The organism is Arthrobacter sp. TRD_SC_6 (assembly GCF_055361185.1).
In genome coordinates this window covers 2,013,945-2,029,154 of record NZ_CM143953.1, presented here as the reverse complement: position 1 = coordinate 2,029,154, position 15,210 = coordinate 2,013,945, and the positions used below count along the sequence as shown (strand labels likewise).

Here is a 15,210-nt window from a genome sequence, read left to right as displayed (position 1 = left end):
GCGTAGAAGTAACTACTGATATCTACCCCTTCCGGACGCGCCGATAGCCGGTACCGTCCGCCTCCCGCTCAACGAATCCGTAGTCCACCAACGCCCGCCGTAACGTCGGGATATCCCTCGCGACAGTCCCGACCAGCCGGTTTACAAAAGGCTCATCCAGTACCTGGTCATCCGGAAACAGCCGGTCAGCAAGATGGTCCAAAACAGCCAACCGGTCCGCCGGGTTCGCCGGCAACCCCTCAAGCCTGCCCTCGGAGAAGAACCGGTCCACGCCCTGAGGACGCTGACCAGACGCACCCGCCAACACGTCCTTGAACAGTTCGCCATTCACCGAACCGTCTTCCAGGAGCAGGCCGGCAGCCTCAAGCTTCGAGCGTTCCTTGGCTGTGGCGTCAAGATCCTCACCGAGCACTGCCCGCGCATAGAGCTCACGGAAGCGCACCGCAGAGAGCGTCGAGAAGATCTTCTGCCAACTGACCGTCACCGCTCCCCTTCCAGCTGCTCGGCAAGATCAAGCAACTCCTGCGGCCCGGCGACGGTGAACGCGCCGAAACGCTCCGCCTCATCCGGACCACCATTCAGCACCGAAGTAACCGACTGCCGCCGCACCGGAACGCCAGCCTCCTCAGCAATGAGCGCACCAGCCGCCCAGTCATGCTCGTTCAATCCGCGCTCAAGGTAGGCATCCAGTGTGCCGTCCGCCACCATGCACAAATCCAGTGCTGCCGATCCGATCCGCCGCAGGTCACCGTGACCTTCCAGCAACCGCCCGATCTCCCCCAACTGCGTCACACGGTTATCCGGGTTATACACAAAACCAGTCCCCACAATGGTTCCGGACCGGCCAGCCACCGGCCCTTCCAAACGACGTTCCACCCCGCGCTCCCGCAACCAGGCTCCATGACCCCGCGCAGCCCAGTACACCCGGTCCAGAGCGGGCGCGTTCACAACCCCGGCCAGCCACTCGCCGTCGCCGTCCACTGCTGCGACGCTGGTCCCGTAGTACACGATGTTGCGGATGAAGTTGGTGGTTCCGTCCAACGGATCGATAGACCACCGCACTCCCGACGGGCGGCCCTCCGGAACGGTTGTGCCATACTCCTCGCCCGTAATGGCATCATGCGGCCGCGCACGCCAAATGACATCACGGACGGCACGTTCAGCTGCAGTATCGAAAGCGGTAACCCAGTCGCTGCCCGAACTCTTGGTCTCGGCCTGCAACTCACCTTCGCTGCGGGTACGCAGCACTGCAGCACCGGCTTCAGCCGCCTGCAACGCGACATGCAGCACCTCTGCCGGACTGGAATTGGTTTTCATGCTTTGCCTTCCGCGAGCAGCTTCCTGAATCCGTCCTCATCAAGAACGGCAAGACCCAACTGTTCAGCCTTATCCCGTTTGGTTCCCGCATTTTCACCGGCAACTACGTAGCTGGTGTTCTTAGACACCGACCCCGCAGCCTTACCGCCCCTCATGATGATGGCTTCCTTCGCCTCATCCCGGCTGAACCCCTCGAGTGACCCGGTCACGACGACGGTGAGTCCCTCGAGCGTCCGGGGTATCGACTCGTCGACCTCGTCCTCCATACGGACGCCGGCAGCCGCCCAGCGGTCCACGATCTCGCAGTGCCAGTCCTCTGCGAACCACTCGGTAAGAGCCGCGGCGATGGTCGGTCCGACGCCGTCGACGTTGGCAAGCTCCTCCTCGGACGCACTGCGAATGCGCTCTATGGAACCGAACGCCGTCGCGAGGGCACGGGACGCCGTCGGCCCCACATGCCGGATGGAAAGCGCCACGAGCACCCGCCAGAGCGGCTGCTTCTTCGCCTTCTCCAACTCGATGAAGAGCTTTCGCGTCGTGGCGCTTGGCTCCGACGGCTTCTTCGCCGTCCCCTTCGAGTAGAAGTAGGGAACGAGTTCGCGGCCCATCACCACGCCTTTGACCTTTTTGTCCCGCTCGATCCTGACCTCCGCCAGCTTCTCGGGCGTGAGGTCAAAGAGGTCGGCCTCGGTGGTCAGCGGTGGAACGCCAGGCTCGGCAGGCTGTGTCAACGCGATCGCCGCCTCGTAACCGAGCGCCTCGATGTCGAAGGCGCCCCGGCCAGCGAGGTGGAACACGCGTTCCCGCAGCTGCGACGGGCACGAGCGGGCATTGGGGCACCGGATGTCCACGTCCCCCTCCTTCGCGGGCTGCAGCCCGGTACCGCAGGAGGGGCACTCCGTCGGCATGACGAACTCGCGGACCGGTGGGTCCTGTTTATCCCGCAGTGCCATCACAGGGCCCACGATCTCCGGTATGACGTCGCCAGCCTTCCGCAGCACCACGATGTCGCCGATCATGACGCCCTTGGCCTTCACGACCTCCTGGTTGTGCAGGGTGGCCAGGCCCACCGTCGAGCCGGCCACCTTGACCGGTTCCATCTGGCCGAACGGTGTGACCCGACCGGTCCTGCCCACGCTGACGATGATGTTAAGCAGCTTGGTGTTCACTTCTTCCGGCGGGTACTTGTAAGCAACCGCCCAGCGGGGAACCCGGGAGGTGTGGCCCAGTCCCCTCTGCAACGCGAAGCTGTCCACCTTGACAACGATTCCATCGATCTCATGCAGCAGGTCGTGGCGATGCTCCCCGTGATACCTGATGAATTCCAGCACCTCCTCGTAGGAGGAGAACACCCTGAAGTACGGCGATACGGGCAATCCCCATTGCTCGAGCAACCCGTAGGTCTCGGACTGGCTTTCGGCATCCAGCCCAACGCGAGCACCGATTCCGTGCACATACATGTCGAGGGGGCGCTGGGCAGTCAGCTCAGGGTCCTTCTGGCGGAGTGATCCAGCAGCGGCGTTCCTCGGATTGGCGAAAGGGGCCTTGCCAGCTTCCACCATGGCCTCATTGAGCTGTGCAAACTCCTTCGAGGGGAAGAAAACCTCTCCCCTGATCTCGACTTCGGCTGGATGGTCTGTTCCTTTGAGGACCCGCGGGATGCTCTTGATGGTCAGCACATTGTGCGTGATGTCCTCACCCGTTGTGCCGTCCCCTCGGGTAGCTGCCCGCACAAGCTCACCGTTGCGGTAGAGCAGATTGACGGCCAGCCCATCGATCTTCAGCTCCGTCAGCCAGCCGACCGTGCTGCCGGGGCGCTGGTTCTCAATGCTCGCCTCGGCACGTTTGACCCATGCATCAAGCTCTTCCTCGGAGAAGACGTCCTCGAGACTATACATCCGCTGCAGGTGCGCCACTGGAGCGAAGGCCGCCGAAACGTCTCCGCCTACTTCCTGGGTGGGGGAATCATTCGACACCAATTCAGGATGCTCAGCTTCGATCTGTTCCAACCGGAGGAATAACTCGTCAAACTCGGCATCCGAAACTACGGGAGCGTTCTCGTTGTAGTACGCGAACCGGTGTTTGCGTACCTCCTCAACCAGGAGGGCGTACTCCTCTTTCAGGGAATCCGCAGGTGATTCCAGCGCTGCGTCCGAGGATGCGTCCGGGTTCGAGGGTTCATCAGCTTGCTGTTTCACTGTGGCCACGGTCCTATCTTGCCCCAGACCGCTGACAGTTTCCGGTCTTGATCTATTCGCGTGGACTGCAGGTTATACAAAAAAAACGGCCCGCAGCCGGTTGGCTGCGGGCCGTTCATCGAACCACCTAGTTGCTGGAGGTGGATTCCTGGTCCTGGCGGTTGCGCTGAACCGTGGTGCTGACTTCCTGCAGCTGCGCAGCGATCTGGCTGAGCTGCGCGCGGTGGGTTTCCCAGTCACCGCGGAAGCGCTCCGAGTCCGGGCCAACCCAGCCCGTGTTGGCAAGCTGCTGGGTGAGCTGGCTGGCGGTCTGGGTCAGTTCTTCGGACTTCTGGTTGAGCAGCTGTGACAGCTGTCCCATCTGCTCCGGGTTATTACCGTGTGTGATGTTGCTCATGGTCCCCACCTTTCGTATGTGGCGGTCCGGCTTCTCCGGTACCTGCCTGCCCGTTCGATTTCCTTCTTGGTTACCGTCCGGGCGACTAACTACAAACTATCCAAGCCACCGGCGACGTGTCGATGGGGACACCTACCCACATAGAGCTACCCACTCAGCACTACCCAGGGAAAGCTACCCAAGCACGTCACCGCAGCACTCATTCCACCGCACCCATTGTGGTGGCGACCTGGACCTTGTACGCCTTCCCCCTGCCAATCACGTAACCGCGGCCCGGGATGAACCGGTTGCCTGCGGTTCGCCCGAGGGAGGTATTCAGAAGCGTATCGCCGTCGAGCTCGTTCGGGTTGAGGAGCAGGCCGCGCCGCCCAGCCTTGAAGGGGCCTGAAAGGTTCCAGGCACTGGACCACGTTGACGACTCGGCCTCACCCACCACCCACTGGCTTGATTTCACGGCAGCCTTCACCAGCGAGGAAAGCTCCAACTCGGCCAGTGAATCAGTGAACTCCGTGAGCCCCTCGATGAAGAAGGCCACGGACCCCTCTGGTCCATCCACCAGCCCACTCAGCCGCGCAAGCTCCGGCTGTACCAGTGCCGGCGTTGCGAAGGCTTCATCCCACAGCCCGAGTGAGGCCACCGTTGACCGCCGCGCGCCGAAGTAGATGCGCTTGGTATTCGGCGACGACTTCTGCAGCGCGGCAGCGAGCGTCACCAAAGCCACCGTGCGCCCTGACCCCGGCGGACCGGAGATCATGAATGCCCCCGTGGCGGCAACGGCAGCCGGCTCCAGGTTGAAGTCGTCAACCCCGACCACCGCTGACCCCACCTCAGCTGGCGGCAGCACGTCCAGGTCGATCGATTCGGGAAGGCTGAGAACGCCCGGCGCCTGCGGAACGCCCTGACGCAGCATGGCATCACGCATCCGCTCAACCTCGCGGGCCTGCAGTTCCAGGTTCGCGTTCCCACCGAAGACCGCCAGCTGCAGTTCCAGGCCGTCGAGCAGCCCCCTGCCCGGAGGCGAGGAGCTGGAGAGCACATCCCGCGGAACGCCGAGCGTGGAGTAGTCGTCCTTTGCGGCCATCCGCAGCACAACGCGGCGGCTGATGGACGAAGCCAACGACGGCGGCAGTGAATTTGTGCGCTCGCCGGTCACAACTACGTGCACGCCCATGGGACGGCCGTCGGTTGCGATTTGCTGGAACAGTTCGAAGTGGCGGTCCCGGCCCTTGAATTCGTAGGACTCGCGGAAGGTGGTGATTCCGTCGATCATCAGCAGGATCCGGGGTTCCTCAGGCCGGTCAGCCAACCGCCGGTAATCGGTGATGGTGCCGGCCTTCACCTCCGCGAACTGCTCTGAACGGTCGTTGATGATTCCCCGGATGTAGCGCAGCAAGCGGCCGATCCGCTCGGAATCCTCGCCGTCCAGGATCGCGCCCACATGCGGCAACTGGCCGAGCATCTGCAGCCCGTTGGAGGCACAGTCGATGCCGTACACCTGCACGGGGCCGCCACGCACGGTGACGGCCGAACCGATGGCCAGGGTGCGCAGTGCCGCCGACTTGCCCGAGCCGCTCCCACCCAGGAATGCGAGGTTGCCGTCGACGTCGGGGTGGTAGAAAACCGTAGGCTGCGCCTGGTGAGCGGGGTCATCAACCACGCCCAGCAGCAGGGACTCGTCGGTACGAGGATTGGGGAGTTTGGAGAAGTCGTATGCTTCGGCAAGCTCCGCCAGCCACGGCTTCCTTGGCGGTTTCACACCGAGCTCCAACGCCGCCTGCGAAACGTTGCCCACAATCCGGGCGATGTCGTTCACACCGCTCGGCTCAGCCACCGCTTCAGCTGCAAGCGATTCCCACTGCGCGCCCGATCCGAAGTCCATCTCGACGACGTCGATGCGTGGCCTGGCAGGCTCACGGGTGGTCCAGCCGCCCGCATAACCGGTCTGGAAGCTCTGGATGCGCCCGGGTCCGGTCTTCGCGGCACCACGTCCGGGAATTGTCGGGCTGAAGTACGCGGCCATCGGCGTACCCAGGATGTCCTGGGAATCGTCGGTGTCCGCCATGCGCAGCGCAATTCGCAGGTTGGTGTTGGCACGCAGGTTGTCCTTGATCACGCCCGAGGGACGCTGCGTGGCGAGAATCAGGTGCAGGCCAAGTGAGCGTCCTCGTGCAGCCACATCGACAACACCGTCCACGAACTCGGGCACCTCACGCGCCAGCGCCGCGAATTCGTCAACGACAATAACCAGCGACGGCGGCGTCTCAGGGTCCGCTTCGCGTTCCATGGCGAGCAGGTCCTTGGCCTTTTTCCGGTTGAACAGGTGCTCGCGGAAGTGCAGTTCGGCCCGCAGGGACGTCAGCGCGCGCCGGACCAGGTGTGGCGAAAGGTCAGTCACAAGCCCGACCGTGTGCGGCAGCTTTACACAGTCCGCGAAAGCAGCACCGCCCTTGTAGTCAACGAAGAGGAAGGTCAGCCGGTCCGGGCTGTAGGCCGCCGCCATTCCCAGCACCCAGGACTGCAGGAACTCGGACTTGCCCGCACCGGTGGTTCCACCGACCAGTGCGTGCGGCCCCTCGGTCTTGAGGTCCAGGTACATCGGTTCAACACCCTTGGAGCCCACCAGCGCCCGCAAGGACCCCTGGTGCTTCCGGTTGGGGACCGCCCTGGAGGCCACGGAGTTGTTCTCGGTCCAGCGGTCGGCTACGGCGGTGGTCGTCTCAATCAGCTCGTGCCCTGCAAGCGTCACGTAGGAGACAGCGCGCGGCAGGTCGGAATCATCATTCACGGGCTTTCCGACGTCGACCACGGGGGCGAGCATCCGGGCCAGCTGGCCGGCAACCTCAAGGTCCACGCTCTCGCAGGACACCGGCGTCGTCAGTTCGCCGATACGTACCTGCCCGCTCACATTCGCGCTGTCGGAATCAACGAACAGGAAGTCGCGGCAGGCCGCCGGCAGTGCCGCAACGGAACCGGCCACCCACACCATGTGGACGCCGACGTCGGCTCCCGCTTCAGCGAGGCGGGTGAGCCGCGCGCGGTCAACCGTCACGTCGTCTTCCACCACCACCAGAACCGACGGCGTCACCGGCGACGGCAGCTTCATTTCCTTTTCTGGGTCGAGGCGTCCACGCAACGCGATTCCGCTGCTTCCGGATGCCCTGGTGGAAACCAGGTCTTCCAGCCGGGACAGCAGCAATCCCCCGGCTGCGGGACCGGCTGCGAGATGGTCACCGGAGAGTGGGCTGTGCACTGAACCGGTGTGCGGGAGCCACTGAAGCCAGGCCCACCGCTCTTTGGACTGGACCGAGGTGAGGGCAGCGACGGCCAGCTCGGCTGGCGAGTGCAGGCCGATCGCCTGGATCACGAGGCCGCGTGCGACGTCGTCGACCACTCCGCGGGCACCGGCAACACCCAGCGCTCCGGACAGTCGGAGGTTCGCCACGATCGGCACATCGTCGATGTAGGCGTACTCCTCGACGGTGTCGCGGATCTCCTCCGAATACTCGGGCAGCGTGTCCGACCCGGCGGGGTCACTGATCTCGATCCGCGTCGGTGCGCTCCCCGTGCCGAAGCGCAGGCTGAGGAAGTGATCGTGCTCGGGCCGATGGGTCCACAGCAGCGGCCCCAGCTTGTAGATGGCGTCAACGGTGTCCGCGACCGATGGAGCTTCTGCGTGGCGGACTGCACGTTCAACCTTCCGGGAGCGCTCTATGTCGCTCCTGAAGAACGCCATGGCGCCGCGGAACTGCTCGATCCCTTCCCTCAGTGTCCTGCGGGCGGTCATGCGCTGGTCGAAATAAACGCTGACCAGGATCATCGGCATCATGAACATGAAAATGAGGCTGAACGGGCTGCGCGTGAAGAGGAACATCGCCCCGCCCATGAGGACCGGCGCAATAAGCATGAGATATGGGAAGCGAAACGGAGTCGGCCGGCGCGGACCCTCGGGAACCTGCTTGGTCTTTTCGTTGAACGCGGGAACCACGCGCGGCGACCTGTTGAACTCGACCAGCGGGTTGGTGGAGTCAGCCGAATAACCGCGGCTCAGCGGAACCACGGCAATGGTGGTGCCTCCGAGCGTCACCTCGTCAGCTGATGAAAGCACGGTCCGCGCCACGCGGGTGCCGCCCATCAGCAACCCGTTGGCTGAATTGGTGTCCATGATCTCGATGCCGTCCGCCACGTTGATCCGTGCGTGGCGCTTGGACATCATCGGGTCGGAGAAGCGGATGTCGGAGTTCCGGTCCCGGCCGAGGTAGCTCGCGCCGGCTGGCAGCGAGAACTCCTTGCCGGCGTCGGGCCCTGACAACACCCGCAGAGTGGCCACCGCCGGGCCGCGGTCCTGGCCGGGCACGTTGAACTGCTCGCTGACCCGGCTGATGGTCACGGTGGACCCCGGCCGCAGTCCGGATTCAAACAGGCTCACGGAAGGGTTCAGGGTACGCCCCCGCATGCCTCCTGCCACATACGATTCTTCTACCGTCAGCGAGAGCTCCCCCGGTGGCTTTGCGCCTGCGCGCCCGGGATCGGCAACGTACAGTTCATGGGCTACGTCGCTGACAGTCGCAAGACCATCTACGGTTACCGCGAGATCCTTGGACGGGTCAGGATCACGCCGCAGCGTCAACCGCAGCTTCATGCGTCCTGCCGGTTCTTCGAGTTTTGCCTAGTCCTCATCGGCCTTGCCCTTCATCGTTTCCAGCAGGGGAAGGTCCTCGGGTGTGACAATGTGCGAGGTGACTGCGTGCTCAACCAGCCGCGCACGCCTGTTGGTCGCGAGCTTGCCACCGCCTCCCCGCAGTCCAACCACGCCCACCCGGTCCAGCTTGTCGCAGACGTTGTCGAGCTTCCGGTTGAACTTGGTCAGCGCCCATCCGAGGCGTTTCGCCGCATCGGCGGAAGACGGAATGGAGCTGAAGCCCGTGCCTTCACGGCGCAGCATCGGTTCTGCGAGCGCAACGATGAGCGCCCGCTGCGAATCGGTGAAACGCACCGGGCCGATCGTCGTTGTTCCGGAGCCGTCATCGACCTGCCGTTCCTGCCGGAACGCGGGGGTCTTCAGGTGGACGTCGAACTCGTAGGTGGTTGGTCCGGCAGTGAACACCACGCGGGTCTGGCCGAACACCAGCGGAATACGGGCACCGGGAGACACCCAGGCCTGCATGCCGCCCGTGGTGTCCGCCACGGTCGCGGAGATCATTGTGCCTACATTGCTGAGCCACCACATGCCGTTCTGGCGTTCAATGGCAAGGAATTTGCGGTGCAGGTAAGGGTTGTCGTCGACCTCAAGGTCGCCTTCCCTGCCGATGTTGAAGGGTTCGTCCTCCTTCGGCTCGTGCCATTCACCGCAAAAATCTATTGCGAGTTCCCCCACGCGTGTTTCCCTTCGATTATTCAGGCCAGCAGGAACGGACAGGTTCGGACGCCGTTCCATTGGCCCGAACTATTTGTACATCAACACAGGTGGGTCCGTCAGGATTGGGCGTGACTTCAGCATCAGTCTGTACTGTGCGGACCCATTCGCCCTCATCCTGCACGGTAACCGTCCGATACCGGTAGAGGTCACCCTCCTGCGGGTCCGGATTGGTCCAGGTGAAAGCGGTCTTGGCACCGGCCTCTGCGCCCGCGATGTCCGTCGGCGGTGAAACCACCCCTTCCACGCCGGCCAGTGCGTCCGGCGGTGGTTGGGTGGGCGGTGCAACGGTAGGTGTGTCTTCAGGCTGGCCGTTGATAACGGCGACCACCCCTACGGCGGCGCCGACCAGCAGCACGATGCCCACCAGCACGCCGACCAGCCGGCCGCGCTTTCGGGGCGGGGCGTCGTCTTCAATGCCGGTGGCAGTTGCCCCACTTTCCTGCGCTGCGCCCCCCGGGCGGTTGATGGTCGTGTCCATCCGCAGCGAATCGGCGTGCGGCTCGCGCCCGCGCAGCACGGTCCGCTCCCGCCAGGCATCGTCCTCCGGCGCGGCTGGGGCGGTCCGCGCGGGAATAACAGAGGACGACGGCGGCTGCAGCTCCGGAGCAGCGGCCGGTCTCGGGGTGGTCACTGGAGCAGTTCCTGCGGCGCTCGGAAAGGTCGGCGAGAACGTCGAAGACTCCGGGTCGATCGAGACGACCTTCCGCACGCGGGTGGCCTCGACGTCGTCGTCGTCCTCCCGCAGGTGCTCGGTATCGTCCAGCACCTCGAACGGAGTCACCGAGATGCCAAGCTCGGTCTGGATACGCTGCAGCGAGAGGGCAAACGAGTGCGCCGAGCTGTAGCGGGAGGCCGGGTTCTTGGCCATCGCCGTGGCGAGCGCCAGTTCGACCGACTCCGGGACATCATCCCGGCCGATCCGCGCAAGCGGCATCGAACCGATCCGGTCCATCAGCTGGGTCTGGGAATTGTCCATGCCCGGGAACACGAAGGGTGACCGGCCGGCGAGCAGCGTGTACACGGTGGCCCCCAGCGACCACACGTCCATGCGGATGCCGTCGATGTTCCCGCCCTGGAACGCCTCCGGGGGCGACCATGGAATGGACATCCCGAGATCGTCGTCGTCCGGTCCGTCGGTGGTGCCGGAGATACCGAAGTCGGTGAGCGCTGGCCGGTTGTAGTCGGTCACCAGGATGTTCGCCGGCTTGATGTCGCGGTGCACAATTCCGGCCCGGTGCGCGGACTCAACCGCCGACGCCACCTGGATACCGACCGTGAGTGTTTCCGCCAGGGAGAGCCTCCCCCGCCGGTAGCGCACGTCAAGGCTCGGACGGGAGCAGAACTCCATGGCCAGGTAGGAGTGGCCGTCCGCCGTGATGTTGGCCTCGTAGATTGTCACGATGTACGGGTGGGTGGAGAGCTGGGCCATGAGGTTGGCCTCGGACTCGAACGCCCGCCGGGCACCTTCCGTCAGCAGGCCCGCAACCAGCACCTTGACGGCGACCTTGCGGCGCGGCCGGTCCTGTTCGTACAGGTACACGTCGGAGAAGCCGCCCGAACCCAGCAGGCTGACGTAGCGGTAGCCGGGAATGTGCGGTGGCGGGGCAGCCGCGCGCCTTGCACTCATCGCAGTCCCTCGAACCGGAGGAAGACGTCGTCGCCGAGCTGCGCAACATCGCCGTCGAGCAGGAACGCTGTTTCGCCCTCACCGAGACGCCGCGGCGGGTGGCCCGAGCGGATCAGTACGGTGCCGTTCGTCGCGCGGAGGTCGCATAGGAGCACGTGCCAGCCGTCGAGGCGGACCTCAACGTGCGAGCGCGAGATGTCGCCGCCCTCACTAGTTACCTGGACCAGCTTCGGCATTTCCCGGCCCTGGACGCGGGACACTGAAGGCTGGCGTCCGATGATCAGGGACTGGTCCAGCTCCACGACCTCCCCGGAAGAGATGCGCATGGTGCCGAGGCTCGGCCTACGGACCTCCAACGGTTCCGAACTGAGCACCAGCGAACAGGTTGCGCAGCTTGGAGCTTCGGGTGGGTTGGCGTGGCCCTGCGCGCACAGACGCGCGAGGACCAGCGGGCCCGTGCCTGGCCGGGGGTCGGTGCCCTGACCGGTGGCTTGTTCCGGCGGGTTTTCCAGGCCATTGCCGGGCAGGTCGCTGCGCATGACGGTCTGGCCGTCGTGGTCGTCGGAGGCTTCGAGGCTTCCGGCGGAGCTGGATGGCACTCCTGTCGCCGGCTCTGGGAGCTGTGTTGCAGGTTTGGCCGCTGGTCCGTTCGGAGGTTGCGGTGCCGGCTGCGGTTCAGCTGGCGGTTCCGTCTCGGTTTGCCGTGACCGAGCCCACGGAACCGAGTCGATCATGCCCGACGACGACGGCGGCGCCCCGCCCCCGCTGGTGGGCAACGGACTCCGTGGGATAGCTACTGGTTCTTCCCTGGTAGCCTGCGCCGGGCCGGACGCTTCAGGGGAATCCACTCCGTCCGGAGTCGCTGATGCGCCGTCCACTTGGTGGGCAGCAGAGCCTTGAGAACCCTGCGGAGCCTCATCGGCCTCGTCCTCGTCCGAGGACCTGATGGCGGCATCTTCCACGCGACGGACCACTGTCCGGTCCCAGAAGTGGTCATACCCGGTCGTAGACAGCTCGGGATCTTCGAGACCGTCTATTTCTCCAGGTTCGGCAGCGGTGCCGGCTTCGGTTGCGGTGTCCGGTTCAGCAGCGTCGGGTGTTTCGGCAGCGCCGAATGTTTCTGCAGCGCCGCCGTGCGCGTCGTCGTCGCCGCTAACGTCCGCGCCGTCTTCGTCCGCGTCGTCTTCGGTTTCGCCGTCTTCGTAGGGTGCACCCATTGTTTGCGCCCCAATGGTGTCTCCGTTGACCTCCTCTGACCTGGGGTCGAACGGTTCGCCAGGTTTCGGATCTGTGCTCCCGCCGCCATCTGGAAGGAAGAAGTTCGGGTTGATCGTCGCCGACTCCTCGGCTTCGAGCGCACCGGTGAAGGCCTGCTCCGGTTCCTCATGTGACGGTTCCTCGGAAGCCGGGGAAAAGGCACTGGCACTGGCAGGCGTAGGCGTAACAGCAGGTGCAGCAGCGGCGGGCGCAACGGTAACGGCGGGCGCTCCAGGAGGACTCTCGGACTTCGCGCCAACCGGTCGGGCGTCCGAAGGAACGGGCGGTGTGCCAACGCGCACGGTGTGGGCCCGGACCACGCCGGCTTCGAGTACGTACGAAACCCCAGTGCCGCCGTCGTCCTCACCTGCGCTCAACGTGAAGCCAGTGGTTCCGCCGTCGAGAATCCGTTCAGTCCACGTCGTCACGTGATCACCGGTGAGCTCCACGGCGTCAGTCCGGGCGTCGGCGCCGTTCGCGACACTCAGGCGGACAGGCCCGCGAAGCAGCACATGGAGGCGCTCGGCGTTCGAGACCACACCAAACGGGGGCATGGCCGCTAGACCGGTCCCGAATCCGCCCGTGACTATCTGCAGGACTGTCCGGAGGTCAGCGCCGTCCCCCAGTGTTTCCCACAGTGCGTCCACCACGTCAGGCGCAGTGGCGCCAGGCACCAAAACGACTATGCTTCCCCGGGCTACGCAGACCCAGTCCCCGCCGGGTGAGTAGCGGATGGTCATTGTGGTTCTTCCTCGACAACAGGGAGTACGGCCGTCTCGGACTCGGAGTCTTTGCTGCGTGGTGCCGTGGTCTGCAGGTCTACGTCGTCGTCCACCCCGAGCGCGTCGAGGATGATGACGGTGACGTTGTCCCGTGCCCCGCAGCTCAACGTTTCCTGGACCAGCGCGTCTGCCGCCTGTTGAGGATCCTTGATCGAACTGATCATGTTGCAGATCCGTTCCTCGGACACCTCCGTGCTCAGCCCATCGGAACAGATCAGGATGCGGTCGCCTGTTTCGACCGGCATGAGCCAGTAGTCAGCTTCGGAATCGTCGCCAGTGCCCAGCGCCCTGGTGATGACGTGCCGCCGGGGATGGCCCACCGCCTGCTCGGAGGTGATATGCCCACGGTCCACAAGTTCCTGGACTTCTGAGTGGTCAACGGAAACCTGGCCGAACTTCCCCTGGCTGAGGCGGTAGGTACGGGAGTCGCCGACGTTGAAGAAGAGCCAGTACGGCATACCGGATTCCCCTACGAGAACCACACCGGACAGCGTGGTGCCCGCCCGTCCACCGGTTTCAGAGCGGATCTGCTCATCCGCGGTGCGCAGCAGTTCCTCGAGGTCTGCAGCGGAGAATTGCGGCATATGCTCACCGACAATGCTGCTCTCGCCAAGCGTCCGAACGCAGATCCCGGAGGCTATTTCCCCTGCCTCGTGCCCGCCCATTCCATCGGCAACGGCGAAGATCGGATCAGCAGCGATCAGCGAGTCTTCATTGAGTTCGCGTTTGAGGCCGCGGTCTGTCGCGTACCCGACGTTCAGTTTGATGTTCCAGCCCTTCGTCTGTTCGTGTGTATTCACGGCTGCTCCACGCGGAAATGCCGGTCACCGAAATGTACCGTGGAACCCGGTTCCGCCAGGTGTGGCTGACCTCCGGGAAGCGTCTTGTGAACACCGTCGCTGCCTGTAATGGCGCTTCCGTTCGTCGAGTTACGGTCGGTGACCCACAACCGGCCGCCCTCCACCCGCAGCTCCAGGTGGGTCTTCGACACTGAACGGCCCTCATCTTTCACTGGTATCAGCTCCGGTGTAGCGCCGGCACCGGAAGTGCTTGCGGCCGGATTTCGCCCGATGAGCGCCTCGGACTGCAACAGGAGGTTACGGCCGTCGTCGAGCACTATCCTCACGCCCCGGTTGGCGGATCGCCGGGTCACGACGGTCTGCTCCGCTTCGAGATCCGGATGCGTAGGTTGGTTTTCGGGCAGCGGTGTTGTCCGGCCGGTCGGGATTCTTTCCGGCATGGAAGTAAACGGCACGGAGGCCACGGGCGCAGGGGGGACCGGCGCCGGAGGAGAAGGCGGCGCGAACGACGCCGGCCCGGGTGCTGTCGCGACCGGCGAAGCTTGATAGGGAGGGACCGGAGAAGCAGGAACCGGAGCTGGCGAAGCCTGATGAGGAGGTGCAGGGGCAGGCGCCTGCGCCCAGGGATCCGGCTCATGCGCCGGACCGGCGAGCACCGGCGTCGAACCGGGTGCACTGGTTGGTGCTTCCTCGGGAGTCGGGAACCGGTGGGAGGCCATCGGCGACGGAACGGGCATCACCGCCGGAGGTGGCGGTTCCGGGGCGAAGGACGCCGGTCCGCCGATTCCGCCGGTGGTGAGTGGATCCCGACCACGCCGCACGTCGAAAACGAGTGTCCGGCCGGCCTTGTCGTGCCAGCCCTGGCGCTGATCCGGTGAGTCGAAGAGGTTGGAAATCATCACCAGGACGAACCCGATCACAGGAAGGATGCCCGAAAGCCCGATAATCAGGCTGCGGACAAACACTGCAAGCCATCCGGGCGCTAGTCCCTCGAGGCTCGTGGTCCGCAGCCCCAGCGTCACATTGCCCAGGGTCTTGCCTGTCTTCGCTTCCCACCCCAACATACAGATCCAGTAGATCAACGAGACCAGGCTGCCGATCCCCAGCACCACGTAGAACATGCTGAGGTCGAGCACCGCGGCTTCCGCCGATATCTGCTCGTAGCCAATAAGCGGCATGCCGACGAGGGTGGCGGCACCGGTGATCAACGCCGAGGGAACCCCGTCCAGCAGTTTCGCGGCGAGGCGCTTTCCTGCGGAACCGTTCTCCAGGTTGAGCTGGGCCATGGTTCGCTGATCCCCTCTTCCGCCGAACAGGCGGCTATTCTCGGACGGTTCCGCACCGTCCAGTGGCTCCACTGTACGGATATGAGCGCTCCGATTGGGAATAGCCGCCCCACATCTGACGCAAAACGCG

10 protein-coding genes are annotated in these 15,210 nt (G+C 64.6%); all 10 read right to left on the bottom strand.

Annotated features, from left to right (window positions below):
- Nucleotides 1-22 precede the first annotated feature (22 nt).
- Nucleotides 23-484, bottom strand: a complete 462-nt coding sequence (locus ACWA1U_RS09620) for a DUF2087 domain-containing protein (RefSeq protein ID WP_463721983.1) — start codon at nt 482-484, stop codon at nt 23-25.
- A complete protein-coding gene (locus ACWA1U_RS09615) occupies nt 481-1,317 on the bottom strand; it encodes an inositol monophosphatase family protein (protein ID WP_463721982.1) in 837 nt (278 codons plus the stop codon). The genes ACWA1U_RS09620 and ACWA1U_RS09615 overlap by 4 nt, the downstream gene beginning before the upstream one ends.
- The gene (gene ligA, locus ACWA1U_RS09610) at nt 1,314-3,515 is read right to left on the bottom strand and encodes an NAD-dependent DNA ligase LigA (RefSeq protein ID WP_463724999.1); all 2,202 of its coding nucleotides are present in this window, start codon (nt 3,513-3,515) and stop codon (nt 1,314-1,316) included. Before ligA ends, ACWA1U_RS09615 begins: the two co-directional genes overlap by 4 nt.
- A gap of 127 nt (nt 3,516-3,642) precedes the next feature.
- The gene (locus ACWA1U_RS09605; RefSeq protein ID WP_463721981.1) at nt 3,643-3,912 is read right to left on the bottom strand and encodes a WXG100 family type VII secretion target; all 270 of its coding nucleotides are present in this window, start codon (nt 3,910-3,912) and stop codon (nt 3,643-3,645) included.
- A gap of 199 nt (nt 3,913-4,111) precedes the next feature.
- Nucleotides 4,112-8,551, bottom strand: a complete 4,440-nt coding sequence (locus tag ACWA1U_RS09600) for an FtsK/SpoIIIE domain-containing protein (protein ID WP_463721980.1) — start codon at nt 8,549-8,551, stop codon at nt 4,112-4,114.
- Between the two features lie 27 nt (nt 8,552-8,578).
- Nucleotides 8,579-9,286, bottom strand: a complete 708-nt coding sequence (locus ACWA1U_RS09595) for a flagellar basal body rod protein FlgC (RefSeq protein ID WP_463721979.1) — start codon at nt 9,284-9,286, stop codon at nt 8,579-8,581.
- A gap of 16 nt (nt 9,287-9,302) precedes the next feature.
- Entirely contained in the window at nt 9,303-10,955 is a 1,653-nt protein-coding gene (locus ACWA1U_RS09590) for a serine/threonine-protein kinase (protein ID WP_463721978.1), read from the bottom strand.
- Nucleotides 10,952-12,952 (bottom strand): hypothetical protein, encoded by a 2,001-nt coding sequence (locus ACWA1U_RS09585; protein ID WP_463721977.1) that lies wholly within the window; start codon nt 12,950-12,952, stop codon nt 10,952-10,954. The genes ACWA1U_RS09590 and ACWA1U_RS09585 overlap by 4 nt, the downstream gene beginning before the upstream one ends.
- Nucleotides 12,949-13,794, bottom strand: coding sequence for a PP2C family protein-serine/threonine phosphatase (locus ACWA1U_RS09580; protein ID WP_463721976.1), 846 nt, complete (start codon nt 13,792-13,794; stop codon nt 12,949-12,951). The genes ACWA1U_RS09585 and ACWA1U_RS09580 overlap by 4 nt, the downstream gene beginning before the upstream one ends.
- A complete protein-coding gene (locus ACWA1U_RS09575; protein WP_463721975.1) occupies nt 13,791-15,080 on the bottom strand; it encodes an RDD family protein in 1,290 nt (429 codons plus the stop codon). The genes ACWA1U_RS09580 and ACWA1U_RS09575 overlap by 4 nt, the downstream gene beginning before the upstream one ends.
- Nucleotides 15,081-15,210 lie beyond the last annotated feature (130 nt).